Origin of the sequence: Streptomyces sp. TLI_171, assembly GCF_003610255.1 — a bacterium.
Lineage (GTDB): Bacteria > Actinomycetota > Actinomycetes > Streptomycetales > Streptomycetaceae > Kitasatospora.
Genome location: NZ_RAPS01000001.1, coordinates 4,627,510 through 4,653,693, shown reverse-complemented (window position 1 = coordinate 4,653,693; position 26,184 = coordinate 4,627,510). Strand labels below are relative to the sequence as shown.

Below are 26,184 nucleotides of genomic sequence, written 5' to 3'. Positions count from 1 at the left end.
CGGAGCGAACGGCGGGATCACAACAGGTGAACGTTTTCCCACCCGTCCCACGGGTAGGAGGCCCTGACCCCGGCTCAGCCGGTCAGCGCCCCATCCGGCGGTTGCGCAGCTGGTAGTCGCGCAGCGCGCGGAGGAAGTCGACCTTGCGGAAGGCGGGCCAGTAGGCCTCGCAGAAGTAGAACTCGCTGTGCGCGGACTGCCAGAGCAGGAAGCCGGACAGCCGCTGCTCGCCGGAGGTGCGGATCACCAGGTCCGGATCGGGCTGGCCCTTGGTGTACAGGTGTTCGGCGATGTGCTCGACGTCGAGGATCTCGGCCAGTTCCTCGATCGAGGTGCCGCGTCCGGCGTGCTCCTGGAGCAGCGAGCGGACGGCGTCGGCGATCTCCTGGCGGCCGCCGTAGCCGATGGCGACGTTGACGGTCAGTCCGTCGATGTGCTCGGTGGCCTCGGCGGCCTGCTTGAGCACCGCGGCGGTGGGCGCGGGCAGCAGGTCGAGCGCGCCGACCGGGTGCACCTTCCAGCGGCCGGCGTCGACCAGGCCGCGCACGGCGTCCTCGATGATGCCCAGCAGCGGGACGAGCTCCTCGGCGGGCCGGGCCAGGTTGTCGGTGGAGAGCATCCACAGGGTGACCACCCGGACGTCGGTCTCCGCGCACCAGCCGAGGAACTCGCTGATCTTGTCCGCGCCGCGCTGGTGTCCGTACGCGGTGGTGCCGCCGGTGGCCTTCGCCCAGCGGCGGTTGCCGTCCAGGATCACCCCGATGTGGTGCGGGGTGTTGGCCAGGTGCACCTCGACCCGACGGCCGTACAGCCGGTAGGCCTTGTCCAGCAGGGAGCGCAGCCCCGGCGTGCGCTCCACCACATCGCGCAGACCCATCGTGAACGGCCCCTCCGTACTGATTGCTCCGGGTGCGAAATCCCTGCGGCAGCCTACTCCGCCGACCAATGCGGACGGCAAAACCGCAGGTACCGGTCTTGTCACAGTGCGCACACGAGGACGGATACGGAACGGTCTCCGAATCCTTAAACCGTCCCTAAACCGGATTCCGGGTCTTGACGCTTGCCAATGGTCTAGTCCAGCGTGTGGTCAGCACCACAGCGGACCCACCCCCACAGCGGAGCCGCCGCGACCCCCACCGCGGCGGCTCTCCTCCCCCAGCGCGTCTTGCCTGTCACTGCGTTCCCCTCACCCCTCCCCCATCTCCTGCACTGGAGCCTGTCATGGCCCGTTCCCTGCAGCAGCCGTCCCACCGGCGCCGCAACAAGTTCCCGGCGGTGCTCGCCACCGCGACCGCGCTGGCCCTGGCCGGCACCGGTCTGGCCCTCACCGCCGGCGGCGCCAACGCCGCGGTCGGCAACCTGGTCACCAACGGCGGCTTCGACTCCGGCCTGTCCGGCTGGACCTGTACCGGCAACACCAGCACGGTCTCCTCCCCGGTCCACTCCGGCTCCGGCGCGCTCGCCGCGACCCCGGGCGCCGGCGACACCGCGGAGTGCACCCAGACCGTCTCGGTGCTCCCCAACACCGCCTACTCGCTGAACGGCTGGGTCCAGGGCCCGTACGTCTACCTGGGCGCCCGCGGCACCGGCGGCACCGACCCGTCGACCTGGTCGGCGCAGAGCGCGTGGAACCAGCTGAACACCAGCTTCACCACCGGCGCGAGCACCACCAGCGTCACCCTGTACGTGCACGGCTGGTACGGCCAGGCCACCTACAACGCGGACGACATCCAGCTGATCGGCCCGGGCGGCACCGCCTCCCCGACCCCGTCGGCCTCCGCCACCTCGGCGTCGCCCTCCGCCTCGGCCTCGCCGACCAAGAGCGCCTCCCCGTCCGCGTCGGCCTCGCCCTCGCAGAGCGCCTCCCCGTCGGCCTCCAGCTCGCCCAGCCCGTCAGGGTCGGCCACCACCACCCCGCCGAACACCGGCCTGCCGAAGCACGTGCTGACCGGCTACTGGCAGAACTTCGACAACAACTCGACCGTGCAGAAGCTCGGCGCCGTGCAGTCCGCGTACGACATCATCGCGGTGTCCTTCGCCGACGCGACCACCACCCAGGGCGCGATCTCCTTCACCCTGGACCCGGCGCTGGCCAGCAAGCTCGGCGGCTACACCGACGCCCAGTTCAAGGCCGACATCGCCGCCAAGCACGCGGCCGGCAAGAAGGTCGTGCTCTCCATCGGCGGCCAGAACGGCGCCATCTCGGTCGGCAACGCCACCGCGGCGACCAACTTCGCCAACTCGGCGTACAGCCTGATCCAGAGTTACGGCTTCGACGGCATCGACGTCGACCTGGAGAACGGCGTCGACCCGACCTACATGTCGCAGGCGCTGCACTCGCTGCAGTCCAAGGTCGGCTCGGGCTTCATCCTCACCATGGCCCCCGAGACCATCGGCATGTACTCCACGGCCGGCGCCTACTTCCAGCTGGCGCTGAACACCAAGGACATCCTGACCGTCGTCAACACCCAGTTCTACAACTCGGGCGGCATGAACGGCTGCGACGGCAAGGTCTACACCCAGGGCACCATCGACTTCATCACCGCGCAGGTCTGCACCCACATCCAGGGCGGCCTGCGTCCCGACCAGGTCGGCATCGGTGTCCCCGCCTCCACCAAGGCGGCGGGCGGCGGCTACGTCAACTCCACCGTGGTGAACAACGCGCTGGACTGCCTGGCCACCGGCAACCACTGCGGCAGCTTCGTCCCGCCGGCCAAGTGGCCGACCATCCGCGGCGCGATGACCTGGTCGACCAACTGGGACGCCAACAACGGCAACGACTTCTCCAACAACGTCGGAGCCTTCGTCCACGCCATGCAGTGACCCGTCGCCTGTGCACCACTCCTTGAGGGTGGGGTCGGTGCACTCACAGGGGCCCGCCGTACCGCTGGGGTACGGCGGGCCCCGCCCATGTCCGGGCGCGCCGCGCCCGCCCCCGACGGGCCGTCAGAACGAGGCGAGGACGGCGAGCAGCGTGCCCAGCAGCATCGCCGGGCCGAAGGCCAGCTGGGTGCGGCGGCCGGCCCGGCGCAGCACCAGCAGGGCCACCGCCCAGAGCGCGGCGACCACCCACATATAGAGGACACCGGCGTAGACCGTCCGCCAGCCCGCCAGGCCGAGCACGGCGCCCAGGCTCGGAGCGAGCTTGGCGTCGCCCAGGCCCATCGGGGCGAGTTCCGCCATCAGCCGGAACAGCAGGCCGAGGCCGGCCGCGGCGAGCGCGGCGCGCAGCCAGGCGTCGGGGTGCGGGACGGTGAGCGGGGCCAGCACGGCGGTGCCGAGGAAGAGCGGCAGGGTCAGGGCGTCCGGCAGCCGCAGCACCGCGGCGTCCACGAAGCCCAGGACGGTGCCGAACAGGGCGAGCCACACCAGCAGCGGCAGCCAGCGGGCGGGCGCGTCGGCGGCGAGCGCCGCGCCGACGGACGCCGCGACGGCCTCGACGGTGAGCGGCGGCGGGCCGAGCCGTTCGCCGTGCCGCACGCACCGGGCCGTCGGCGTGACCAGGCAGGTGCGCCACGGCTGCTCGTACGGCACCGCGTAGCGTGCCACCGCCGATCTGAGCGGCACCCCCGCGAGCAGGCCCAGCACGGCTCCGACCACTGCCCCGAACATCCGGCACCTCCCCTGACGGCCCGCCGCGACCCTACCGCCGCCGGGGTGTTCGCCCGTCCGTGTCCAGGTGGCGAACACCACGCGGTGATCGGCGTAACGCGGCCGTAAAGTAGGCGGGTATGCAGGTCATCCAGTCCAGCAAGCTCGCCAATGTCTGCTACGACATCCGCGGCCCGGTGCTCGACGAGGCGATGCGGCTGGAGGACCAGGGCCACCGCATCCTGAAGCTGAACACGGGCAACCCCGCCGCGTTCGGCTTCGAGGCGCCGCCCGAGATCCTCCAGGACATCCTCCGCAACCTCAACTCCGCGCACGGCTACGGCGATTCGAAGGGCCTGCTGGCGGCCCGGCGGGCCGTGGTGATGCACTACGAGGAGCGCGGCCTGCACGGCCTCTCGGTCGAGGACGTGTATCTCGGCAACGGCGTCTCCGAGCTGATCCAGCTCGCCATGACCGCGCTGCTCGACGACGGCGACGAGGTCCTGGTCCCCGCCCCCGACTACCCGCTGTGGACGGCCTCGGTCTCGCTGGCCGGCGGCACCGCCGTCCACTACCGCTGCGACGAGCAGGCCGAGTGGTACCCGGACCTCGCCGACATCGCCGCCAAGGTCACCGACCGCACCCGGGCGATCGTCGTGATCAACCCCAACAACCCCACCGGCGCCGTCTATCCGAAGGAGCTGCTGGAGGGCATCGTCGAACTCGCCCGCCGGCACAGGCTGGTGGTCTACGCGGACGAGATCTACGACAAGATCCTGTACGACGGCGTCGAGCACACCCCGCTCGCCACGCTCGCCCCGGACCTGTTCTGCGTCACCTTCAACGGCATGTCCAAGTCCTACCGGGTGGCGGGCTTCCGCTCCGGCTGGATGGTGCTGTCCGGCGACCGGCACCGGGCCCGCTCCTACATCGAGGGCCTCAACGTGCTCGCCTCGATGCGGCTGTGCGCCAACATGCCGGCCCAGCACGCGGTGGCCGCGGCGCTCGGCGGACGGCAGTCCATCCGCGACCTGATCCTGCCCGGCGGCCGGCTGCTCGCCTCCCGCGACGCCGCCTACAAGCTGCTGAACGAGATCCCGGGCGTCTCCTGCGTCAAGCCCAAGGGCGCGCTGTACGCCTTCCCGCGGCTCGACCCGCAGGTCTACAAGATCAAGGACGACGCCCAGATGGTGCTCGACCTGCTGCGCTCGCAGCGGATCCTGATCGTCCAGGGCACCGGCTTCAACTGGCCCGACCCGGACCACTTCCGGCTGGTCACGCTGCCCCGCCCCGAGGAGATCACCGACGCGGTCACCCGGATCGGCGACTTCCTGGCCGGTTACGCCCAGCCGTAGCCGGGCACGCGAAACCCCCGCGTCCCGGTCGGGGCGCGGGGGTTCGTCGTTCGGTCAGTCGCCGAGGCGCTTGACCAGGGCGCGGTACTCGTCCCACAGCTCGCTCGGGGTGTGCTCGCCGAACAGCTCCAGGTGCTCGGGCACCAGCGCGGCCTCCTGCTTCCAGATCTCCTTGTCGACCGTGAACAGCAGCTCGCGGTCGGCGTCGGAGATCTCCAGCCCGTCCAGGTCGAAGCCGTCGACCTCGGGGAGCACGCCGATCGGGGTCTCGACGCCCGCCGCGGTGCCCTCCAGACGCTCGACGATCCACTTCAGCACGCGGCTGTTCTCGCCGTAGCCGGGCCACACGAACTGGCCGTCGGCGTTCTTCCGGAACCAGTTGACGTAGTAGATCTTCGGCAGCTTGGCGGCGTCCGCCTCGGCGCCGACCTTCAGCCAGTGCGCGAAGTAGTCGCCCATGTTGTAGCCGCAGAACGGCAGCATCGCGAACGGGTCGCGGCGCAGCTCGCCGACGGTGCCCTCGGCGGCGGCGGTCTTCTCGGAGGCGATGTTGGCGCCGAGGAAGACGCCGTGCTGCCAGTCGAAGGACTCGGTGACCAGCGGGACGGCGGTGGCCCGGCGGCCGCCGAACAGGATCGCCGAGATCGGGACGCCGGCCTGGTCCTCCCACTCGTCGGCGATGGTCGGGCACTGCGCGGCGGGGACCGCGAACCGCGCGTTGGGGTGGGCGGCGGGGGTGCCGGACGCGGGCGTCCAGTCGTCGCCGCGCCAGTCGGTGAGGTGCGCGGGCGGCTCCTCGGTGAGGCCCTCCCACCACACGTCGCCGTCGTCGGTGAGCGCGACGTTGGTGAAGACGGTGTTGCCCCAGAGGGTCTTGATGGCGTTGGCGTTGGTGTCCTCGCCGGTGCCGGGGGCGACGCCGAAGAAGCCGGCCTCGGGGTTGATCGCGTAGAGCCGGCCGTCGGCGCCGAACCGCATCCAGGCGATGTCGTCGCCGATCGTCTCGACCTTCCAGCCCGGGATGGTCGGCTGGAGCATCGCCAGGTTGGTCTTGCCGCAGGCGGACGGGAACGCGGCGGCCACGTACTTCACCTCGCCGGACGGCGGGGTGAGCTTGAGGATCAGCATGTGCTCGGCCAGCCAGCCCTCGTCGCGGGCCATGGTGGAGGCGATCCGCAGCGCGTAGCACTTCTTGCCGAGCAGGGCGTTGCCGCCGTAGCCGGAGCCGAAGGACCAGATCTCCCGGGTCTCCGGGAAGTGCGAGATGTACTTGGTGGTGTTGCACGGCCAGGCGACGTCCGCCTCGCCCACGGCGAGCGGGGCGCCGACGGTGTGCACGGCCTTGACGAACTCGCCGTCCTCGCCGAGCTGGTCGAGCACCGCCTGTCCCATCCGGGTCATCACCCGCATCGAGACGGCGACGTACGCGGAGTCGGTGATCTCGACGCCGTACGCGGCGAGCGGGGAGCCGACCGGGCCCATCGAGAACGGCACCACGTACATGGTGCGGCCCTTCATCGCGCCGCGGAACAGGCCGTTCTCACCGGCGAACACCTCCCGCATCTCGGCGGGGGCCTTCCAGTGGTTGGTGGGGCCGGCGTCCTTCTCCTGCTCGGAGCAGATGAAGGTGCGGTCCTCGACGCGGGCGACGTCGGACGGGTCGGAGGCCGCGTAGTAGGAGTTGGGTCGCTTGTTCTCGTCGAGCTTGGTGAAGGTGCCCTGGGCCACCAGCTGCTCGGCGAGGCGGTGGTACTCCTCCTCCGAGCCGTCGCACCACACCACGCGGTCCGGCTGGGTCAGGTCCGCAATCTCGTTGACCCAGTCCACCAGGCGCTGGTGACGGGTGGGCGCGGACTCGGCGAGCGCAGAGATCTGAGGCGACACGATCGCTCCGTTTCACACCATCTCGGCCAGGAGACGGCTTCGCGGGGGTTGAGGGTGGTTACACCGTAGCCCTGGACATCCGGCAACTCTTAGTCGTATTGGCGTCATTGACGAGATTTTTACTACTGGCTGTCCGATTCGGAGGGCTCGGCATGTCCCTCGACTGCCCCGGAGAGACCTTGATCACGCACCCCGATTTGTCCATCGAGTCCAAAAGTGAAAGTCGCCACTTTCCTACGTGTCAGTAACCTACGGTTCCGTAAGATGCTGCCCATGACCGCGGAAGCCCTCGAGCTCATCAAGCCCAAGTGGCGCGGCTGGCTGCATGCCGGGATGTTCCCGGCCGCCCTCGCCGCCGGAATCGTGTTGATCTGCCTGGCCGAGTCGACGGCGGCGCGCATCGCCTGCGTCGTCTACTCGGTCAGCGCCTGGATGCTGTTCGGGGTGAGCGCGGTCTACCACCGCTTCACCTGGGGTCCGCGCGGCGAGGCGGTGCTGCGCCGGCTGGACCACGCCAACATCTTCCTGATCATCGCCGGGACGTACACCCCGTTCACCATGCTGCTGCTGGACGGCGCGCGGCAGCAGGTGCTGCTCTGGCTGGTCTGGGGCGGCGCGCTGGCCGGCATAGCGTTCCGGGTGTTCTGGGTCGGCGCCCCGCGCTGGCTCTACACCCCGTGCTACGTGGCGCTCGGCTGGGCGGCGGTGTTCTTCCTGCCGGACTTCCTGCACAAGGGCGGCCCGGCGGTGCTGACGCTGATCATCGTCGGCGGGGCGCTCTACACCGTCGGCGGCGTGATCTACGGCCTGAAGCGGCCGAACCCGTCACCGCGCTGGTTCGGCTTCCACGAGGTGTTCCACGCCTTCACCCTCGGCGCGTTCATCGTCCAGTACGTGGGCGTCTCGATCGTGGCGTACACCGTCGCCGCCTGACCTCCCGCCCCGACGACCGCCTCAGTACCGAACCGGCTGGGCCTTCGCCTCCAGCCGCTGACGGGCCCGACGGCAGCGCTCGCAGTGCGCCGCGTCGGGCCCTTCGCCTGCCGCGCGCTGGTGCACCCGGCCGCGGAAGCGGTGGGCGACCCAGGCCATCACCGCCAGCACCTCGACCGCGGAGACCACCCAGACCAGGCGGGCGCCGCCGATCAGGTACCCCGCTATGACGGCCAGCGCGGCCAGCACACCGACCACGCCGCTCCAGAACCGCGCCGCACCGTACTCCATCGGCAAACCTCCCGCCGGCCGACAGGTCGTCTGACAGGTCGTCAGAGAACTCCCCACCTACAGTGACATGTTCAGTACGCGGCGAGGGCGAACGGGGGATCAACATCGCGTCAACTCCAGAGGTGGGGATCCAGCGCCCACGCCTCCGGTTGGCACCGACGATCTTCTGACAGTGACCTCCGTTCGGGAGCCGGCCCCGGCTGCGGCGGGCGCCACGGTGGAGCGGATCGCGTCCGCCGCGGAGGTCTCCCCCTTCCGCCTTCTTCCGCTGCCTCCCCACCAAGGAGGACCTGGTCGTCACCGGCGAGAACTCGGGCAGCACTGAGGTCCGGTCCGCGCCGGGGTCAGTCCACCAGCACCAGCTTGCCGGTGGTCCGCCCGGTGTCACCCAGCTCGTGCGCCCTCGCGGCCTGCTCCAGCGGGAACGTCCCGGCGATCTCGGCCCGCAGCAGGCCGCGTTCGGCGAGGTCGGCGACCGCCGCCATCCCGGCGTGGTCGGCCTCCACCAGCATCATCGCGGTGCGCACCCCGAGCCGCTCCGCCTCCTCGGCCAGGCCCTCGGCGGGGACCGGCAGGATCGACACCAGCAGCCCGCCCCGGCGCAGCGTGGGCAGCGAGCGCAGCTGGTAGTCGCCGCCGACGGTGTCCAGCACCACGTCGACGTCGCGCACCGCCTCGGCGAAGTCGGTCTCCCGGTAGTCGACCGTCTCGTCCGCGCCGATCCCGCGCAGGAACTCGTGCTTGGCGGCGCTGGCCGTCCCGATCACGTACGCGCCGCGGGCCTTGGCGATCTGCACCGCCAGGTGCCCGACGCCGCCGGCCGCGGCGTGCACCAGCACCCGGTCCCCGGCCTGCACCTGCGCGGTGTCCACCAGGGCCTGCCAGGCGGTCAGCGCGGCCAGCGGCAGTGCGCCCGCCTGGACGACGTCCACGGCGGCGGGCCGGTGGACGAACGCCCGGGCCGGGCCGGTCACGTACTCGGCGTGCGCGCCGACGCCGTGCGGGTAGGGCAGCATGCCGAACACCTGGTCGCCCGGCCGGAACAGCGTGACGCCGAAGCCGACCGCCTCGACGGTGCCCGCCACGTCCCAGCCGAGCACGAACGGCGGCTTGCCCAGGAACAGCCCGCTGGCCCGGTGCTTCCAGTCGGTGGGGTTCAGGCCCGCGGCCTTCACCCGGATCAGGATCTCGCTCGTCCCCGGCTCGGGGCGCGGGAGTTCCACCACCTTCAGCACCTCGGGGCCGCCGAGGTCGTCCTGGCTGATCGCTCGCATCGTGTTCGTCGTCATGCCCCCAGCCTGACCGGCCCGCAGCCCCGCCGGGAGTGGCATGATGGACACCGTCCGATGGAATCACGCCAGAGAGGTCCGGCCATGTCCGCACCGCACCGGATCGCCGTGCTCGCCCTCGACGGCGTGTACCCCTTCGAACTCGGCATCCCGCGGAGGGTGTTCGGCAGTACCGACGGGCTCTACGAGCTGGCCACCTGCACCGTGGACGGGCGGCCGGTCCGCTCCGACGCGGACTTCACCATCGGCGTCGAGCACGGCCCGGAGATCCTCGCCGAGGCGGACACCGTGGTCATCCCCCCGTTCGCCTTCGACCTGGTCGGCCCCGAACTCCCGCCCGCGGTCGCCGCCGCGCTCGCCCTGATCCGGCCCGGCACCCGGATCCTCTCCATCTGCACCGGCGCCTTCGTGCTGGCCGCCGCCGGACTGCTCGACGGCCGCCCCGCCACCACCCACTGGGCGCTCGCCCCGCGCTTCCGCGCACTCTTCCCGCAGGTCAGGCTGGACGCGGACGTGCTGTTCGTCGATGACGGCGACCTGCTCACCTCCGCGGGCGCCGCCTCCGGCGTCGACCTCTGCCTGCACGTGCTGCGCAGCGACCACGGCGCGGCCGTCGCCAACCACGCCGCCCGGCTCTGCGTGGTCCCGCCCTGGCGCGACGGCGGCCAGGCCCAGTACATCGAGCACCCCGTCCCCGCGGCGGGCTCGGCCGGCACCGCCGCCACCCGCGACTGGGCCCTCACCCACCTGCACCGCCCGCTCACCCTCGCCGAGCTCGCCGCCCACGCCGTGATGAGCACCCGCACCTTCGCCCGGCGCTTCCAGGAGGAGACCGGCCAGAGCCCCGGCCGCTGGCTCACCCAGCAGCGCATCGCACGGGCCCGCCACCTGCTCGAAGCCACCGATCTGACGGTCGATCAGATCGCCACCCGGGTCGGCTTCGCCAACCCCGTGTCGCTGCGCCAGCACCTCCACACCGCCATCGGCGTCTCCCCGCTCGCCTACCGCCGCACCTTCGCGGGCACCGCGTAGGGCCCCCGGCGAGGTCCGTCCGCCGGGGGCCCGAGAGGTGGGTGCGGTCAGTACGTGATCCGGGCCCTGCGCCGCCGCAGGCCGATCGAGGCGCCCGCCAGGGCGGTCAGGCCCAGGGCGGCGCCGGCCGTGAGCAGCGGCGCGCCGCGCTCGGGCCCGGGGGCGTCCGCGGCGAAGCCGCCGGCCTTGCCGGAGGTGTCGTACGCGGAGCCGGGCAGCTTGTCGCCGTACCGCTGGTGGACGAGTCGCTGGTAGCCGGCCAGGGTGACGCCGGTGCCGACGGAGCGCCGGGCGGCGTCGTCGAGCGGCAGGACCCGGCCGTCCTTCAGCTCGTACCAGGCGTTGATCTGCGGTTCGCGGAAGGCGGTGCCGCCGTCGGCGGCGGCCTCGGCCGCGTAGTCGGTCTCGTCGCCGCCGGAGGCGATGTTGACCACCCGCCAGCTGCCGTTCTGCTCGGCGGTCCAGACCGAGGCGGTCTGCCCGTCCGCGGCCACCGCCTTGGTCGCGGTGAACTCGACCGCGGCGACCTGCGCCCCGGGGCGGCCGGCCACGAACCCGGCGTCGAGGGTGTAGACGGGCACGGTGTCGCCGGTGAACCGGGGCGCGGCCGTGGTGGCGGCCTTCGCCTCGTCGGCGGCGCTGATCCCCAGCGCCTGGGTGGGCGGCACGCCCTTGCGGGCGAAGAAGTGCCCCAACCGGTCCAGCACGGCGGGGTTCCGGGTCGCGCCGCGGGCGGCGGCGAGGTCGGCGCCGCCGAGCGCGGCGGGCCTGTCGGCGGCCTGCGCGAGCGGGGCGGCGGCCTGCGCGAGCGGGGCGGCGGCGAGGCCGAGCGCGGCGGCCGCGGTGAGCGCGGCGGCGGCGCGGGCGATGCGGCGGCGGTGGCCGGTCGTGCTGCGGCTGGTCATCACGGTGCTCCTCACGCGCCGATCCGGTACAGGGAGTGGGTCCAGGAGAACGAGCCGTTGCTCACGTAGTAGGTGTAGTCGCCCCAGTTGTAGCGGTAGTCGGACGGCCAGGGGTCGCCCCAGTACAGCCAGTTGTTGCCGACGTCGTAGCCGTAGAGCACGTTCATGTGGCCGCCGCCCGAGCTCCACTGGATCCGGGTCTCGACCGGCCGGCCGGCGTCGATCTCGGTCTGCACGGTGGAGTAGCGCAGGTAGCCGTTGACGTACGAGCCGGTGCTGATGCCGATCCGGTACAGCGCGTTCTGCACGTCGCCGAGGGTGGCCTGGCTGTTCGGGCAGGTGGAGTTGACGGAGCGTCCGAACGCCAGGTTGCAGAACTGGTTCTGGCTGTAGCCGTAGCCGTAGAAGGTGGCGATGGTGTTGCCGCTGGCCGCCCAGCACCAGTTGGTCTGCTGCTGGGCCTGCATGGTGAGGTTGAGGATCCGCGAGGTGCCGGCCAGGGCGGGGGCCTGGACGGCGGTGGCGACGGGGGCGGCCGCGGTGGGGGTCGCGGCCTGGGCGGGGGTGGTCGCGGCCGCGCTCAGCGCCGGGGCGAGCACGCCCAGGGCGAGAGCGGCGACCGTCCGACGCAGCCGCATCGGGGTGAGTGGCATGGGGGTTGGCCTCCTGGCAGGGGCGAGGAGTGGATGTGGGGGCGGCGTCCGGACGCGCTGGACGAGCATCCGGCCGTTGACACGCGGGGGTCAACGCCCGTTCCGGCTACGGGAGTCGGGGTGTGAACGGACTCCGTGGGGATGTGAACGGGGTCGCCCCGGGCAGCGCGGAACTCGCCCGGGCGGATGACAAGCGGGCCGGAAGGTGTGAATATTCACGGTCAGTTGAGGAGGTGGCCATGCCGCAGCCGTCCGCACCGCCCGACCTGGCGCTCGCCCTGCGCACCGGCCCGTTCCACCTCGCCCTGCGCGCCGCGATCGCCGCCCGCGGACTGGCCCTGCACCGCCTGCGCCAGCGCCTGGCCCAGCGCGGCGTGCAGGTCGGCGTGACCAGCCTCAGCTACTGGCAGCAGGGCCTGCGCCGCCCCGAACGGGCCGAATCCCTGCGCGCCGTCGCGGTGTTGGAGGAGGTGCTGGAACTGCCCGAGCACTCGCTGACCCGCCTGCTCGGCCCCCGCCGCAGCACCCCCGAGCCGGTCGGCCCCGCCGTCCGCCCCTACCGCGACCTGATCAGCCCCGCCGAGGCCGTCGACGGCCTGCTCGCCGTCCTCTCCGGGCCGCCCGACACCGGCCTGCACACCGTCACCCACATCGAACGGATCCGGGTCGGCGCGGACCGCCGTCTGCTGCGCCGCGACTCCCAGCACGTGCTGCGTGCCCACCGCGACGGCATCGACCGGTACTTGGCGATCTACCAGGGCGACCCGGGCAGCGACATCGAACGCGTCCGGCTGCGGGCGGAGGAGAACTGCCGACCCGGCCGGATCCGCCGCGACGCCGACTCCAACCTGCTGGTCGCCGAACTCCTGCTCGACCGCCGGCTGCGCACCGGCGACACCCACCTGCTCGGCTACGGCTTCGACGACTCGCCCTCCCCCGGGCCCAGCCGCGAGTACGTCCGCGGCTTCAACGCGGGCGCCGGCCAGTACGTCCTGCAGGTCTCCTTCGACCCGGCCGCGCTGCCCGTCCGCTGCGACCGCTTCACCCAGCGCACCCCCGGCCAATCCCCCTTGGAGATCGAGGAACTGACCCTGGACGGGCACCACTGCGCGCACCTGGTGGCCGGGGACCTGCCGCCCTGCCTGCTCGGCCTGCGCTGGGACTGGGAGTGAACCCGCGCCGCCGCGGCGCTAGTTGGTGATTCGCCCGCCGGCCACGTCCACCGTCAGCCCGGTCAGCCAGCCGGCGGCGTCGGAGGCCAGGAACAGCGCGGCGGAGGCCACGTCCTGCGGGACGCCGAGGCGACCCAGCGGGTGCGTCGCGGCGACCTTCGCCTGCACCTCCTCGGGCATCCGGGAGCCCACCCGCTCGGTCAGGATCGCCGACGGGGCCAGGCAGTTGACCCGGATGCCGCGCGGCCCCAGCTCGGTGGCCAGGTGCCGGGTGAGCATCACCACGCCCGCGTTGGCCACCCCGTACGCCAGGTTGGCGCCGCTGGGCTGCCGGCCCGCCGCCGAGGACATGGTGAGGATCGAACCGGAGCCGCGCTCCAGCATGGCCGGCAGGAACGCCTGCACGGTGAGGAACACCGAGGTCAGGTCGGACTCCAGCACCTCGCGCCAGCGCTGCTCGGTCAGTTCGGCCGTCGGCACCGGGAAGCCCTGCCCGCCGGCGAACGCCGCCAGCACGTCCACCGGCCCGAACCGCTCCGCCACCGCCCCGCGCACCCCGTCCAGCGCCCCGGCGTCCGTCACATCGGCGACCGCGGCCATCGCCGCCCCGCCCGCCGCGGTGATCTCCGCGACCACGCCCGCCAACGCCTGCTCGTCCCGACCCACCACGCACACCGAGACGCCCTGCGCGGCCAACGCCCGCGCAGTCTGCGCCCCGATCCCGCGCGACCCACCGGTGACCACGGCCGTCCGGCCCTTGAGGTCCGAGTAGTTCCCCGTCATGACGATCAACTCCTGCTACTTGTCGGATTGTTCGACACCCAGCCGGCCGGGCGGCTCCCGGTCGCGCCGCGCGGTCGCCTCTCGCGCCGGGCGGGTGGGTTGTTCTGCGCCCGGTCGGGTCGCGGGCCGGGTCGGGACGGTCAGGGCTCGGTCGAGCGGCGGCGGGTGATCGGGAGGAGCGCGGCCACGAAGAGCAGCCAGACCACTCCGCCGAACCGGACCACCGGCAGGAGGTACATGAAGCCGTCGGCCACCAGGGCGAGCAGCGCGAGCATCCCGGCCGCGGCCACCACCAGGCCCGCCCAGCACAGCGCGCGCGGCAGCAGGCCGGCGAGCAGGGCCGACACCGAGACGCCGGCGGCGAGCAGCCCGAACCCGGCGGCGAACGCCGGGCCGCCCGCCAGGAACGACACATCGGCCAGTGCCCGGGCCAGCGCGGGCGGCGCGTCGGGGGTGAGTCGTCCGCCCGCCCAGCCGCCCGCCGCGCTCAGACCCAGTGCGGACGCGGCCAGCAGGCCGCCCGCCAGGGTGATCGCCGAGCCGGGCGCGGTGATGCCGAGCGCCCGCAGCCGGCGGTAGAGCACCGCGGCGCAGAGCGCCAGCGGCACCGCGGAGGCGAGCAGCAGCAGCGCGCCGAGCCGGGCGGCGGCGCCGTGTTCCTGCGCGTACCGCAGCACCTCCGCCCCGGTCGCGTCCGGATGCGGGGTGGCGCGGTTGACCACGGTGTACGCGACCGTCAGCGCGGCGGCGGAGACGGCGGGTGCGAGCAGCGGCGGGCCGGTCTGCGGACGGCGGCCGCCGGCGGCTGCGGCCCTGGGCGGAGCGGTGGCACTCATGGTTCCTCCCGGTCATCGATATACCCAAGATAATGATTACACGGTGGAACGATTGTCAAACGGCTACGATGTCCGCATGAGCATCAATCCAGAGGCGCCCGGCCACGCGGACGGCGAGGACCCGGCAGCCCCGGCGGGCGGACCGCCCCGGCCGGGCGGCGGCTCGGCCTTCCTGCTGGCCCAGCTCGGCGCCCACGCCGCCGAGCGCTTCGCCGAACGGATCGCCGCGCTCGACCTCACCCCCGCCCAGGCCGGCCTGCTCCGCCTCCTGGTGCAGACGCCGGGGCGCAGCCAGCGCGAACTCTCCGACGCCCTGGGCATGCCGCCGAGCCGCTTCGTCCCCTTCGCGGACGGGCTGGAGCAGCGCGGCCTGATCGAGCGCCGCCGCAACCCGGAGGACCGCCGCCTCTACGCCCTGCACCTCACCGAGGACGGCCTGGCCCTGCTCGGCCGGCTGCGCGAGACCGCCCTCGCCCACGAACAGGACGTCACCCAGGCCCTCACCCCCGAGGAGCACGCCCGGCTCACGGCTCTCCTCGCCCGGATCGCCGCCCAGCAGGGTCTGACCCCGGGCGTCCATCCCGGCTACCGCACCCTGCACCCGCGCTGACCCTCCCGCGGGAGCTGCGAAGGGCCCCGGGGGCTGTGCCCCGGGGCCCTTCGCAGCTCCCGCGCCCGGGCCCGTCGTGATTCCCCGTCCCGGGCCCACGGCGTCCGGTGCGGCGGTCAGGGTGCGCCTGCGGCACCTGACCGCCGGGGGCGCTGCGGGAGGCAGCCGGCGGTTCGAGGCCAGGCTCTAGCGGAACGCGACGTGCGCGGCGTCGCCGACCGGGCGGTAGCCGATGCGCTGGTAGATCGCGTTGCTGGTGGGGTTGGCGAGGTCGGTGTACAGCAGCACCTCGTCCGCGCCGCCGGCCCGTGCGTGGGCGGAGGCCGCGGCGGTCAGCGCGCTCGCGTAGCCGTGGCCGCGGTGGGCGGGCGGGGTGTAGACGGGGCCGATCCGGGACATCCCGGCGACGGTGCGACTCGCCCCGGCGAGGCAGGCGGGGCGGGCGCCCTCGGTCTCCCAGAGCAGCAGCGTCCCGGCGGCGATCCGCTGGTCGGCGTCGGCCTGCGGGTCGGCGGGCAGGCGCACCCCGGCCTCGACGCAGAACTCGCCGAGCCACTGCGCGACGAGCTCCCGATCGGCGTCGGCGGCAAGCCGGGCGCGCCCGGCCGGCGGGGCCGGAGGGGGCGTCAACTCGCCGAGCCGGTAGAGCCGTTCGTTGGCCTGCACGGTCCAGTCGAGGCCGGTGATCCGGCTCCATTCGGCGGCGTAGGCGAGCACCTCGTCCCGTCCGCCGCCCGCCTCGGCGGGGCGGTCGCCGTCGACGGCGGCCAGCTCCCGGGCGAGCTCCTCGGCGGCGGCGACCGGCATCGGGCCGAGCCACTGCCCGTACGGCGGGGTGCGCAGGGTGGCGCCCGCGACGGCCCCGCCGGGCGCGCGCCACCAGCCGAACTGGGGCGGCTCGTCGCCGTTGACGTGCAGCCCGTCCCGCGCGAGGCGCTCCAGGACGGTGAGCAGCACGGTGTTCCCGACGGGGTCGGCCGCGAGGAACTCGCCCGCTGCGGTGCGGAATTCGTCCGGTGATGTGGTCAGTGTCCAGCCCATGCCGCATCCTCCCCCGCGGTCCGCGCGCCGGCCACCGTTTTTGACCGGGTGTTCGGTCAGTCGCGCAGCCGCCCCTCGAGTTCGGCGACCTCGGAGGTGGGGCGCTCGCAGACGAAGTGCCGGCAGACGTACGCGGCGGCCTTGCCGTCCAGCAGCGGGCGGTCCGCGAGCAGCGGCACCTCGGTGTCGCCGGGTTCGCCGACGGCGACCACCGCGCCGGGGGCGGTGGAGCGCAGCGCGGCGAGGTGCAGGGCCGTCCGGTCGGGGTCACCGGCCGGGCCGACCACGGCGACCTCGCGGGGCCCGTCGAGCAGCGCCTCGGCGGCGGCCAGGCCCCAGCCGGTGAACCGGGGGGCGCGGGCGCCGAGGGTGGAGACGATGCCCAACGCCCGTTCGGCGGCGGTGCGGTGGCGCGCGGAACCGGTGTACCCGGCGTAGCCGAGGAGCGCCGCGGCGGCGGCGGTCCAGCCGGAGGGGGCGGCGTTGTCGGTGGGGTCCTGGGGGCGGCGGATCAGCTGCTCGGCGTCGTCGGCGGTGTCGTACAGCGCGCCCGAGGCCGGGTCGGTGAAGTGCAGCAGCACCAGGTCGAGGAGTTCCCCGGCGAGTTGCAGCCAGGAGGCCTCCCCGCCGACCGCGTACAGCGCGAGGAAGCCCTCGGCGACGTCGGCGTAGTCCTCCAGCACTCCGGCGTTGCTGCCCGCCAGGCCGTCCCGGGAGGTGCGCAGGAGCCGTCCTTCGGGGGTGAAGTGGACGGCGACCAGCAGGTCCGCGGCCCGTTCGGCGGCCTCGATCAGGTCGGGGCGCTCCAGCAGGGCGCCGGCCTCGGCGAGCGCGGCGATCGCCAGGCCGTTCCAGGCGGCCACCACCTTGTCGTCCCGGGCGGGCGCGGGACGCTCGGCCCTGGCCTGCGCCAGCCGCTCCCGGATCGCCCGATAGGCCGTCAGGTCCTCGGGGTCCTGCGGCAGTTGCAGCACCGAACTGCCGTGCTCGAACGTCCCCGTGACGTCGAACAGCTCCACGGCGAGCGCCGCGTCCGCCTCGCCCAGCACCTGCGTCAGCTGTTCGGGCGTCCAGGCGTAGTAGGCGCCCTCGACGGTCTTCCCGCTCGCCGGGTCCAGCGAGTCGGCGTCCAGCGCGGAGGCGAACCCGCCCTCGGGGGTGCGCAGGTCGCGCAGCAGGAAGTCGGCGGTCTCCAGGGCGATCCGGCGCGCCCGCGGCTCGCCGGTGGCGCGCCACAGGTGCAGGTACACCCGCAGCAGCAGCGCGTTGTCGTACAGCATTTTCTCGAAGTGGGGCACCGTCCAGGTGGCGTCCACCGCGTAGCGGGCGAACCCGCCGCCCAGCTGGTCGTAGATCCCGCCGCGGGCCATCGCCTCGCAGGTCCGCTCCACCATCTGCAGCGCGGCCTCGGACCCGGTCCTGGCGTGGTGGCGCAGCAGGAACTCCAGCACCATCGACGGCGGGAACTTCGGCGCCCCGCCGAACCCGCCCCGCCGCTCGTCGAATCCCCGGCTCAACTCCACGACCGCCCGGTGCAGTTCGGCCTCCCCGGGGAGCTCCGCCACCCCGCTGCCGACCGCGTACACCGACGCCCGCTCGGCCAGGTCGCGGGTGATCCGCCCGGCGACCTCCCCGACCTCGGCCCGCCGCCCGGTCCAGGCCTTCTCTACGCCCTCCAGCACCTGCCGGAACGAGGGCATCCCGTGCCGCGGCTGCGGCGGGAAGTACGTCCCGAAGTAGAACGGCTCCTTCTCGGGCGTCAGGAACACCGTCATCGGCCACCCGCCCTGCCCGGTCGCCGCCTGCACCGCCTCCATGTACACGGCGTCGACGTCCGGCCGTTCCTCGCGGTCGACCTTCACCGCCACGAAGTGCTCGTTCAGGTACTCGGCCGTGCCAGCGTCCTCGAACGACTCGTGCGCCATCACGTGGCACCAGTGACAGGCCGCGTACCCCACGCTCAGCAGCACCGGCACCCCCCGCCGAGCCGCCTCCGCGAACGCCTCCTCCCCCCACGGCCACCAATCCACCGGGTTGTCGGCGTGCTGCAGCAAATACGGCGAGGTCGCACCAGCGAGACGATTCACGCCCGCCACCTTCTCACGCCGCGCCCCGCCCCAGCAGGAACCCGGGCACGGACCGGTCGGGCGGATCGGCGGCCGGCGGGCCCGGACGGGCTGGAGCCGGGAGGTCAGTCGTCCTGCTGGTCCTGCTGCTCGACGAAGTCGATCTTCTTGAAGCGGGCGTTCATGGACTTCAGCAGGAACCAGGTGGCGATGCCGAGCGCGGCGAAGACGACGAAGCCGAGCAGGCCGGGGGTGACCTTGGTCTCGTCGAGGGCGAGGTCGGCGGCGAGCCGGGTGACGTTCACGGGGGTGCTCATTCCTCCATGGTGACCCGGCCCTACACGGGCCGGGTCACCGGGGTGGTGCGGGGTGGTTACTTGCGCAGGCCGGCGAACAGGTCGGCCTCGGGGAGGTCGGTGTCGACCAGGGACTTGGCGAGTTCGTAGTCCTCGGTGGGCCAGACCTCGCGCTGGACGTCGATCGGGACGCGGAACCAGGGACCGTCGGGGTCGATCTGGGTGGCGTGCGCGATCAGGGCCTTGTCGCGGATCTCGAAGTAGTCGGCGCACTCGACCCGGGTGGTGATCTCCCGCTCGGCGCGGCCGGACTTCTCCCAGCCCTCGATCCACTCGCCGTACGGGGAGTCGTGCCCGTTGTCGGTGAGGTAGGCGTGCAGGGCGCGGATCCGGCCCATCGGGAAGCCGTGGTTGTAGTACAGCTTCTGCGGCTGCCAGGGCTCGCCCGCCTCGGGGTAGGCCGCCGGGTCCCCGGCGGCCTCGAAGGCGGCCATGGTGATCTTGTGGGTCATGATGTGGTCGGGGTGCGGGTAGCCGCCGTTCTCGTCGTACGTGGTGATCACGTGCGGACGGAACTCGCGGATCAGCTTGACCAGCGCGCCCGCCGCGACCTCGACCTCCTCGAGGGCGAAGCAGCCCTCGGGCAGCGGGGGCAGCGGGTCGCCCTCGGGCAGCCCGGAGTCGACGTAGCCGAGCCACGCCTGCTGGACGCCCAGGATCTCCCGGGCGGCGTCCATCTCCTTGCGGCGCACCTCGTGGATGTTCTCCTCCACCCACGGGTCGCCCTGGAGCTTCGGGTTGAGGATCGACCCCCGCTCGCCACCGGTGCACGTGGCGACCAGGACCTCCACCCCCTGGGCCACGTACATGGCCATGGTGGCGGCGCCCTTGCTGGACTCGTCGTCCGGGTGCGCGTGCACCGCCATCAAACGCAACTGCTCGCTCAACGCCTGGTCCCCTTCAGGTACAGGTGGTATGTCCGCTTCGTCGGGCCGGCTCCCCCGCCGCCTCTGGCGCGGACGTGCCCCTCCTATAGTGACGGACTGAAGGGCGCGTCCATTCCCACCGAAGGACGAATGCCCCTCGGCGAAAGGACCGAGCCGCACCATGGACCAGAGCCCTACCCCCACAGCCCCGCCGACCGTGCCGGCCGGCCGCTACAGCCGCACCGACGACCGGGCGGCCGACCGCAGGCTGCGGGTCGCCGCGGTGGTCTGCGGAGTGCTGTTCCTGGGGCTGATCACCTGGCTGGGCGGCTCGTACCTGCTGCGCGAGACCACCATGAACGGCGCGGTGCCCACCTTCCAGACGGTGTCGGACACCGAGGTGCAGCTGCAGCTCTCGGTGCGCAAGAGCGAGGGCACCGCCGGGGTGTGCACGGTCCGCTCGCAGGGCGAGGACGGCGCGGTGGTCGGCCAGTCGGACTTCCAGGTCCCGGCCGCGGGCAGCAGCTACGACAAGGTGGTCACGCTGCGGACCATCGCCCGCGGCACCACCGCGGAGCTGCTCGGCTGCACCCCCGACAAGGAGGAGTGACGGGCGGTCTTTGACCCGCTCACCCTTTCGGAGGCATGGTCGGAGCTGTGGGGCGGGCGAGCTGCCCGCAGCACTCCCGCCTGCGCCGGGAACTTGTTAGGCTCGTGGTTTCGCCCCTTCCGCGCCCATCGGTACGGAAGCGGGCGTTGCTTTGCATCTGCCCAGAAAATCGACCACTGCTCGCGAACCACCCTCGCGACAGCGCCAGCACCGACGAGGAGCACCCCTGTGACCCAGACCAACGATGACGTGACCTGGCTCACTCAGGACCACTACAACAAGCTCAAGGCCGAGCTTGACCACCTGACCGGGCCCTGGCGCATCGAGATCGCCCAGAAGATCGAGGCCGCGCGCGAGGAGGGCGACCTCAAGGAGAACGCCGGGTACCACGCGGCCAAGGACGAGCAGGGCAAGACCGAGGCGCGGATCCGCCAGCTGTCGCAGCTGCTGGAGCGGGCGAAGGTCGGCGAGGCTCCGGCCGACTCCGGCGTGGTGGCCCCCGGCATGCTGGTGAAGGTGGCCTTCGACGGCGACCTGGACGACACCATGGAGTTCCTGCTGGCCTCCCGCGAGGTGACCGACGGCGACATCGACGTCTACTCCCCGCAGTCGCCGCTGGGCAAGGCCATCATCGGCAAGTCGGTCGGCGAGGACGCCCAGTACGAGCTGCCGAACGGCAAGAAGGCCGGCGTCAAGATCGTTGACGCCAAGCCGTTCTCCGGCTGACGCAGCATCACCCCGGCACGACGCAACGGCCGCTCCCCCGGGTGGGGGGAGCGGCCGTTGCGCGTCCGGTGACGGGCCGTCAGCCGGCCGCGCGGCGGTACTTGCGCACCGACAGCCAGGAGAACAGCGCCATGATGATCAGCGACCAGACCACCGAGACCAGCGCGGCGTGCTGCATCGGCCAGGCGCTCGGCACCGGGCCGATCTGGTTGCCGAACAGGCTGCGGCAGGCCTGCACGGTGGCGGAGAACGGGTTCCAGTAGGCGATCGGCTGCAGCCAGCCCGGCATCGAGCTGACCGGGACGAAGGCGTTGGAGATGAACGTCAGCGGGAACAGCCAGATCAGACCGGCCGAGGTCGCCGCCTCGGGGCTGCGCACCGACAGGCCGATCAGCGCGCCGATCCAGGAGAAGGCGTAGCCGAGCAGCAGCAGCAGGCCGAACGCGGCGAGCGCGTTCAGGAAGCCGTCGTGGATCCGCCAGCCGACCAGCAGCGCGACCAGGGCGAGCACGACCACGGTGAACGCGGTCTGCACCAGGTCGGCCAGGGTGCGGCCGGTGAGCACGGCGGCGCGGGCCATCGGCAGCGAGCGGAACCGGTCGACCAGGCCCTTGGTCATGTCCTCCGCGATGCCGGCCGAGGCGCCGGCGACCGCGAAGGTGACGGTCTGCGCGAAGATGCCGGCCATCAGGTACTCGATGTACGTCTGGTGGCTGGGTGCGGCTCCGGGGATGGCGATCGCGCCGCCCATCACGTACGAGAACAGCAGCACGAACATGACCGGCTGCATCAGGCCGAAGACCACGATCTCGGGGATCCGGGTCATCCGGCGCAGGTTGCGCTTGGCCACCACCCAGGAGTCGTGGGCGGTGGCGGCGACGCCGCGGCGCGGGGTGACGGGGGCGGCGCCGATGGCGCCTTCGGTGCTTGCGAGGGTCATCTCAGGCGTCCTTCCCGTGGCCGCGGCGGCCCTTCTTGGCGGGGGTCGCCCCGTCGTCCTCGGTGGACTCCTCCTCGGTGGCGTGGCCGGTGAGGGAGAGGAAGACGTCGTCCAGGGTGGGGCGGCGCAGGCCGATGTCGTCGATCTCGATGGAGCGGGCGTCCAGTTCGCGGATGGCGTCGGCCAGGACCTTGGCGCCGCCGCTGACCGGGACGGTGATCCGGCGGGTGTTCTTCTCCACCGTCGGGTCGCCCTTGGCGTACGGGGTGAGCGCGGCGACGGCCTCGGGGACCAGGTCCGCCCGGTGGACCACGACCTCGATCCGCTCGCCGCCGATCTGCGCCTTGAGCTCGTCGGCGGTGCCGCGGGCGATCACCTTGCCGTGGTCGACCACCGCGATGTCGTGGGCGAGGCGGTCGGCCTCCTCCAGGTACTGGGTGGTGAGCAGCAGCGTGGTGCCCTGCTCGACCAGCGTCTCGATGACCTCCCACAGGGCGAGGCGGTTGCGCGGGTCGAGGCCGGTGGTGGGCTCGTCGAGGAACATCACCGGCGGGCGGACGACCAGCGCTGCGGCCAGGTCGAGGCGGCGGCGCATGCCGCCGGAGTACGTCTTGGCGGTGCGGTCCATCGCCTCGGAGAGGTTGAACCACTCCAGCAGTTCGAGTGCCCGCCGCTTCGCGTCCCGCGCGCTCATCTGGTAGAGCTCGCCGACCATCTGGAGGTTCTCCCGGCCGGTGAGGTACTCGTCGACCGCGGCGTACTGGCCGGACAGGCCGATCAGGCTGCGCACCTTGTTCGGGTGCTTGAGGACGTCGACCCCGGCCACGGTGGCCCGGCCGGAGTCCGGTTGGAGCAGGGTGGTGAGCACCCGGACGGTGGTCGTCTTGCCCGCGCCGTTCGGCCCGAGCAGGCCGAGCACGGTGCCTTCGGGGACGTCCAGGCTCACGCCGTCCAGGGCGCGGACGTCGCCGAAGGTCTTGACCAGGTTCTCGGCTTCGATGGCTGACGCCATGGGCCTGCCTCATCTCCTGATGCGAGTCGGTTGATGGCGGTACGGAAGGGAATATCCGATTTGTTACCCGAGCCTGCGCGCGGCGATGCTCGCGATACATCGCAAGATGCTGCCACTCGCGATATATCGCGTCAAGCGATATACGTGAGCCCGGTCACCATCATGGACTCAGCGACTGACAACGTAGCCCGCCTCCCGCAGCTCGCCGATCACCGCGGCGCAGTGCTCCGGCCCCTTGGTCTCCAGGTGCAGGTCGACCTCCACCTCGGTCAGGCCGAGCTGCGGGTCGATCCGGACGTGCGCGACGTCCAGCACGTTGGCGTCGACCCGGGTCAGCACGCCCAGCAGGTCCGCCAACGCGCCCGGCCGGTCGGCGAGTCTGACCCGCAGCGACAGGTACCGCCCGGCCGCGGCCAGGCCGTGCCGGAGCACCCGCTGCATCAGCTGCGGGTCGATGTTGCCGCCGGACAGCACCGCCACCACCGGGCCCTCGAACCGGCCAGGCTCGGCCAGCAGCGCGGCGATCGGCGCCGCCCCGGCGGGCTCCACCACCAGCTTCAGCCGCTCCAGGCCGACCAGCAGGGCCCGGGACAGCGCGTCCTCGGAGACCGTCAGCACGCCGTCCGCGATGGTGTTCACCACCTCGAACGGGATGTCGCCCGGACGGCCCACCATGATCCCGTCCGCCATGGTGGAGAACCGCTCCAGCGAGACCGGCCGGCCCGCCGCCAGCGACAGCGGGTACGCGGCCGCCGTGGCCGCCTGCACGCCGATCACCCGGACGTCCGGGCGGACCGCCTTGATCGCGATCGCCACGCCGGCCAGCAGCCCGCCGCCGCCGGTGCCGACCAGCACCGTGCGCACCTCCGGGCACTGCTCCAGCACCTCCAGGCCGAGGGTGGCCTGACCGGTGATCACGTCCCAGTGGTCGAAGGGGTGGATGAACACCGCGCCGGTGGCGTCCGCGTACTCGCGCGCCGCCCGCAGGGCCTCGTCCACGTTGGCGCCGTGCAGCCGGACCTCGGCGCCGTACTCGCGGGTGGCGGCGACCTTCGGCAGCGGGGCGGCGAGCGGCATGAAGACGGTGGAGCGCACCCCCAGCAGCGCGGCGGCCAGCGCCACGCCCTGCGCGTGGTTGCCGGCGCTCGCGGCGACCACCCCGGCGGCCCGCTCCACCGGCAGCAGCCCGGCGATCCGCAGGTACGCGCCGCGCAGCTTGAACGAGCCGGTGCGCTGCAGGTTCTCGCACTTCAGGTGGACCGGCGTACCGGCCACCCCGGACAGGTGCCGGCTGGTCTGCATCGGGGTCACCCGGGCCACCCCGGCCAGCATCTTCTGCGCGCCGCGGACGTCGTCCAGCGTGATCGGCCAACTGTGCATGCGGATCAGCCTATTGCGGCGTGGTTCCGGTGCCCGCCCGGCGCGCGTACGCTGCTGGGCACGAGTCGCCCGCACCCCCGTGAGCCGCGATGAGCCTGCCCTCGCCCGACGTCCCCGATCCGGATCGTCAACTCCCCTACCAGGTCGCGGTGTTCGCCCGGCGGATCAGTGCCGCCGAGGAGCTCGACCGGGCCGCGTACCTGCTGCTGGACCAGCTCGCCGCCGCCGGTCCCGCCAATGTGAAGACGCTCGCGGCGGCGCTCGGCGTGGACTCCTCCACGGTGACCCGGCAGGCCGCGCCGCTGCTGCGCGAACGGCTGCTGGCCCGGGTGCCGTACCCGGCGGACCGCCGGGCGGTGCGACTGGCGCTGACCCCGCTGGGCGCCGGCCGCCTCGCCCAGGTCCGGGAGCAGCGCCGCCGGCTGATCGCCGAGCTGACCGCCGACTGGACGCCGCAGGAGCGGGCGCTGTTCTGCGTGCTGCTGGGCCGGTTCAACGACGGCCTGCTGGGCCGCCGTTGAACCGGTGAGGGGCCGTCAGCCGAGCGCCTGCGCGAGGTCGGCGAGCAGGTCGTCGGCCGCCTCGATGCCGACCGAGACGCGCACCAGGTCGGCGGGGACCTCCAGCGGGGAGCCGGCGGCGGAGGCGTGGGTCATCCGGCCGGGGTGCTCGATCAGCGACTCGACGCCGCCGAGCGACTCGCCGAGGGTGAACAGCTGCGCCCGGTTGCAGACCTCGACGGCCGCCTGCTCGCCGCCGGCCACCCGGAACGAGACCATGCCGCCGAACGCCTTCATCTGCTTGGCGGCGACGTCGTGCCCGGGGTGGGTGGGCAGGCCCGGGTACAGCACCTGCGTCACCTTCGGGTGCCCGGAGAGCAGCTCGGCGACCTTGACGGCGTTCTCCGAGTGCCGGTCCATCCGCACCCCGAGGGTCTTGATGCCGCGCAGCACCAGCCAGGCGTCGAACGGTCCGGCCACCGCGCCCATAGCGTTCTGGTGGTAGGCGACCTCCTCCGCGAGGCCCGCGTCGGCGACCACCAGGGCGCCGCCGACCACGTCGGAGTGGCCGCCCATGTACTTGGTGGTGGAGTGCACGACGACGTCCGCGCCGAACGAGATCGGCTGCTGCAGGTACGGGCTGGCGAAGGTGTTGTCGACCACCAGCAGCGCGCCCGCGGCGTGCGCGATCTCGGCGACGGCGGCCAGGTCGGTGATGCCGAGCAGCGGGTTGGAGGGGGTCTCCACCCAGACCGCGCGGGTGGTCGGGCGGATCGCCTCGCGGACCTTCTCCGGGTGGTGGGTGTCGGCGACGGAGAACTCCACGCCCCACCGGGTCAGCACCTTGGCGAACAGCCGGAAGGTGCCGCCGTAGGCGTCGTTGGGGATCACGATGTGGTCGCCGGGCTTGAGGATGCTCCGCAGCAGGGTGTCCTCGGCGGCCAGCCCGGAGGCGAAGGCCAGGCCGCGGGCGCCGCCCTCGATCGCGGCCAGGCACTCCTCCAGCGCCGTGCGGGTCGGGTTGGCGGAGCGGCTGTACTCGTAGCCCTCGCGCAGACCTCCGACGCCGTCCTGCTTGTAGGTGGACACCTGGTAGATCGGCGTCACGACTGCCCCGGTCCGGGGGTCCGCTTCCTGGCCCGCGTGGATGGCGAGGGTCTCGAAGCCGTGGGAAAGCTGGTGCTCGGTCATGCCGCCGAGCCTAGTGCGACGGAGGGTTCGCGGCGGCAGTTGGGCGATTGCGCCGTGGCGGCGCGTCAGGTGTCGGTTTCGTCACCCAAAAGATCTCGCAAAGCAGCAGTTCGGGTCGGTACCATCGCCCAGCCGTACACATGATCGACACTTCTTGGGGGC

26 protein-coding genes are annotated in these 26,184 nt (G+C 72.7%); 9 read left to right on the top strand and 17 right to left on the bottom strand.

Going from position 1 to position 26,184, the window contains the following annotated elements:
- Nucleotides 1–82: 82 nt before the first annotated feature.
- Nucleotides 83–877, bottom strand: coding sequence for an isoprenyl transferase (locus BX266_RS21280; protein ID WP_099902130.1), 795 nt, complete (start codon nucleotides 875–877; stop codon nucleotides 83–85).
- 344 nt (nucleotides 878–1,221) lie between these two features.
- On the opposite strand from BX266_RS21280, the gene BX266_RS21275 reads away from it, so the two are divergent.
- On the top strand, nucleotides 1,222–2,823 hold the full coding sequence (locus BX266_RS21275; protein WP_099902127.1) for a chitinase: 1,602 nt from the start codon (nucleotides 1,222–1,224) through the stop codon (nucleotides 2,821–2,823).
- Nucleotides 2,824–2,946: 123 nt separating this feature from the next.
- Here BX266_RS21275 and BX266_RS21270 read toward each other — a convergent pair whose 3' ends face one another.
- On the bottom strand, nucleotides 2,947–3,612 hold the full coding sequence (locus BX266_RS21270; protein ID WP_099902125.1) for an A24 family peptidase: 666 nt from the start codon (nucleotides 3,610–3,612) through the stop codon (nucleotides 2,947–2,949).
- Between the two features lie 119 nt (nucleotides 3,613–3,731).
- Here BX266_RS21270 and BX266_RS21265 point away from each other — a divergent pair, with 119 nt between their 5' ends.
- A complete protein-coding gene (locus BX266_RS21265) occupies nucleotides 3,732–4,946 on the top strand; it encodes a pyridoxal phosphate-dependent aminotransferase (protein ID WP_099902123.1) in 1,215 nt (404 codons plus the stop codon).
- 54 nt (nucleotides 4,947–5,000) lie between these two features.
- Here BX266_RS21265 and BX266_RS21260 read toward each other — a convergent pair whose 3' ends face one another.
- Nucleotides 5,001–6,830 (bottom strand): phosphoenolpyruvate carboxykinase (GTP), encoded by a 1,830-nt coding sequence (locus BX266_RS21260; RefSeq protein ID WP_099902121.1) that lies wholly within the window; start codon nucleotides 6,828–6,830, stop codon nucleotides 5,001–5,003.
- 264 nt (nucleotides 6,831–7,094) lie between these two features.
- Between BX266_RS21260 and BX266_RS21255 the strand changes: the two genes are divergently transcribed.
- The gene (locus BX266_RS21255; protein WP_399170126.1) at nucleotides 7,095–7,763 is read left to right on the top strand and encodes a hemolysin III family protein; all 669 of its coding nucleotides are present in this window, start codon (nucleotides 7,095–7,097) and stop codon (nucleotides 7,761–7,763) included.
- 21 nt (nucleotides 7,764–7,784) lie between these two features.
- Here the strand turns inward: BX266_RS21255 and BX266_RS21250 are convergent, their stop codons facing one another.
- Both BX266_RS21250 and BX266_RS21245 read right to left on the bottom strand, forming a co-directional pair.
- Nucleotides 7,785–8,054, bottom strand: coding sequence for a hypothetical protein (locus BX266_RS21250; RefSeq protein WP_099902119.1), 270 nt, complete (start codon nucleotides 8,052–8,054; stop codon nucleotides 7,785–7,787).
- A gap of 344 nt (nucleotides 8,055–8,398) precedes the next feature.
- Complete coding sequence (locus tag BX266_RS21245; protein WP_099902117.1) at nucleotides 8,399–9,343, bottom strand: NADP-dependent oxidoreductase; 945 nt, start codon at nucleotides 9,341–9,343, stop codon at nucleotides 8,399–8,401.
- An 84-nt stretch (nucleotides 9,344–9,427) separates the two neighbouring features.
- Between BX266_RS21245 and BX266_RS21240 the strand changes: the two genes are divergently transcribed.
- Entirely contained in the window at nucleotides 9,428–10,375 is a 948-nt protein-coding gene (locus BX266_RS21240; RefSeq protein WP_099902115.1) for a GlxA family transcriptional regulator, read from the top strand.
- 47 nt (nucleotides 10,376–10,422) lie between these two features.
- Here the strand turns inward: BX266_RS21240 and BX266_RS21235 are convergent, their stop codons facing one another.
- Complete coding sequence (locus tag BX266_RS21235; protein WP_099902114.1) at nucleotides 10,423–11,280, bottom strand: hypothetical protein; 858 nt, start codon at nucleotides 11,278–11,280, stop codon at nucleotides 10,423–10,425.
- An 11-nt stretch (nucleotides 11,281–11,291) separates the two neighbouring features.
- On the bottom strand, nucleotides 11,292–11,933 hold the full coding sequence (locus tag BX266_RS21230; RefSeq protein ID WP_099902112.1) for a papain-like cysteine protease family protein: 642 nt from the start codon (nucleotides 11,931–11,933) through the stop codon (nucleotides 11,292–11,294).
- A gap of 239 nt (nucleotides 11,934–12,172) precedes the next feature.
- On the opposite strand from BX266_RS21230, the gene BX266_RS21225 reads away from it, so the two are divergent.
- Nucleotides 12,173–13,105 carry a hypothetical protein gene (locus tag BX266_RS21225; protein ID WP_099902110.1) on the top strand — a complete coding sequence of 311 codons (933 nt, stop codon included), beginning with the start codon at nucleotides 12,173–12,175 and terminating at the stop codon, nucleotides 13,103–13,105.
- An 18-nt stretch (nucleotides 13,106–13,123) separates the two neighbouring features.
- Here BX266_RS21225 and BX266_RS21220 read toward each other — a convergent pair whose 3' ends face one another.
- The gene (locus tag BX266_RS21220; protein WP_099902108.1) at nucleotides 13,124–13,888 is read right to left on the bottom strand and encodes an SDR family NAD(P)-dependent oxidoreductase; all 765 of its coding nucleotides are present in this window, start codon (nucleotides 13,886–13,888) and stop codon (nucleotides 13,124–13,126) included.
- A 140-nt stretch (nucleotides 13,889–14,028) separates the two neighbouring features.
- A complete protein-coding gene (locus BX266_RS21215) occupies nucleotides 14,029–14,724 on the bottom strand; it encodes a DUF4386 domain-containing protein (RefSeq protein WP_099902106.1) in 696 nt (231 codons plus the stop codon).
- 76 nt (nucleotides 14,725–14,800) lie between these two features.
- Between BX266_RS21215 and BX266_RS21210 the strand changes: the two genes are divergently transcribed.
- On the top strand, nucleotides 14,801–15,334 hold the full coding sequence (locus BX266_RS21210; protein WP_099902104.1) for a MarR family winged helix-turn-helix transcriptional regulator: 534 nt from the start codon (nucleotides 14,801–14,803) through the stop codon (nucleotides 15,332–15,334).
- Nucleotides 15,335–15,520: 186 nt separating this feature from the next.
- Here BX266_RS21210 and BX266_RS21205 read toward each other — a convergent pair whose 3' ends face one another.
- The 4 genes from BX266_RS21205 to mca form a co-directional block, all read right to left on the bottom strand.
- Complete coding sequence (locus BX266_RS21205; RefSeq protein ID WP_099902102.1) at nucleotides 15,521–16,375, bottom strand: GNAT family N-acetyltransferase; 855 nt, start codon at nucleotides 16,373–16,375, stop codon at nucleotides 15,521–15,523.
- Nucleotides 16,376–16,431: 56 nt separating this feature from the next.
- Complete coding sequence (locus BX266_RS21200) at nucleotides 16,432–18,462, bottom strand: thioredoxin domain-containing protein (protein ID WP_099902100.1); 2,031 nt, start codon at nucleotides 18,460–18,462, stop codon at nucleotides 16,432–16,434.
- Nucleotides 18,463–18,566: 104 nt separating this feature from the next.
- The gene (locus BX266_RS21195) at nucleotides 18,567–18,758 is read right to left on the bottom strand and encodes a hypothetical protein (protein WP_099902098.1); all 192 of its coding nucleotides are present in this window, start codon (nucleotides 18,756–18,758) and stop codon (nucleotides 18,567–18,569) included.
- A gap of 56 nt (nucleotides 18,759–18,814) precedes the next feature.
- Nucleotides 18,815–19,684: a mycothiol conjugate amidase Mca gene (gene mca / locus BX266_RS21190; RefSeq protein ID WP_099902096.1), complete on the bottom strand. Its 870-nt coding sequence runs from the start codon at nucleotides 19,682–19,684 to the stop codon at nucleotides 18,815–18,817.
- Between the two features lie 160 nt (nucleotides 19,685–19,844).
- On the opposite strand from mca, the gene BX266_RS21185 reads away from it, so the two are divergent.
- A complete protein-coding gene (locus BX266_RS21185) occupies nucleotides 19,845–20,273 on the top strand; it encodes a DUF4307 domain-containing protein (RefSeq protein WP_099902094.1) in 429 nt (142 codons plus the stop codon).
- Between the two features lie 228 nt (nucleotides 20,274–20,501).
- Nucleotides 20,502–20,999: a transcription elongation factor GreA gene (gene greA, locus BX266_RS21180; protein ID WP_035865457.1), complete on the top strand. Its 498-nt coding sequence runs from the start codon at nucleotides 20,502–20,504 to the stop codon at nucleotides 20,997–20,999.
- Between the two features lie 79 nt (nucleotides 21,000–21,078).
- Here greA and BX266_RS21175 read toward each other — a convergent pair whose 3' ends face one another.
- The 3 genes from BX266_RS21175 to ilvA form a co-directional block, all read right to left on the bottom strand.
- Nucleotides 21,079–21,939: an ABC transporter permease gene (locus tag BX266_RS21175; protein WP_099902092.1), complete on the bottom strand. Its 861-nt coding sequence runs from the start codon at nucleotides 21,937–21,939 to the stop codon at nucleotides 21,079–21,081.
- A gap of 1 nt (nucleotide 21,940) precedes the next feature.
- Nucleotides 21,941–22,951 (bottom strand): ATP-binding cassette domain-containing protein, encoded by a 1,011-nt coding sequence (locus BX266_RS21170; protein WP_099902090.1) that lies wholly within the window; start codon nucleotides 22,949–22,951, stop codon nucleotides 21,941–21,943.
- A gap of 168 nt (nucleotides 22,952–23,119) precedes the next feature.
- Complete coding sequence (ilvA, locus tag BX266_RS21165; RefSeq protein WP_099902088.1) at nucleotides 23,120–24,331, bottom strand: threonine ammonia-lyase; 1,212 nt, start codon at nucleotides 24,329–24,331, stop codon at nucleotides 23,120–23,122.
- 89 nt (nucleotides 24,332–24,420) lie between these two features.
- Between ilvA and BX266_RS21160 the strand changes: the two genes are divergently transcribed.
- Nucleotides 24,421–24,852: a MarR family winged helix-turn-helix transcriptional regulator gene (locus tag BX266_RS21160; RefSeq protein ID WP_099902086.1), complete on the top strand. Its 432-nt coding sequence runs from the start codon at nucleotides 24,421–24,423 to the stop codon at nucleotides 24,850–24,852.
- A gap of 15 nt (nucleotides 24,853–24,867) precedes the next feature.
- Here the strand turns inward: BX266_RS21160 and BX266_RS21155 are convergent, their stop codons facing one another.
- Complete coding sequence (locus BX266_RS21155) at nucleotides 24,868–26,022, bottom strand: cystathionine gamma-synthase (protein WP_099902084.1); 1,155 nt, start codon at nucleotides 26,020–26,022, stop codon at nucleotides 24,868–24,870.
- Nucleotides 26,023–26,184: the final 162 nt, after the last annotated feature.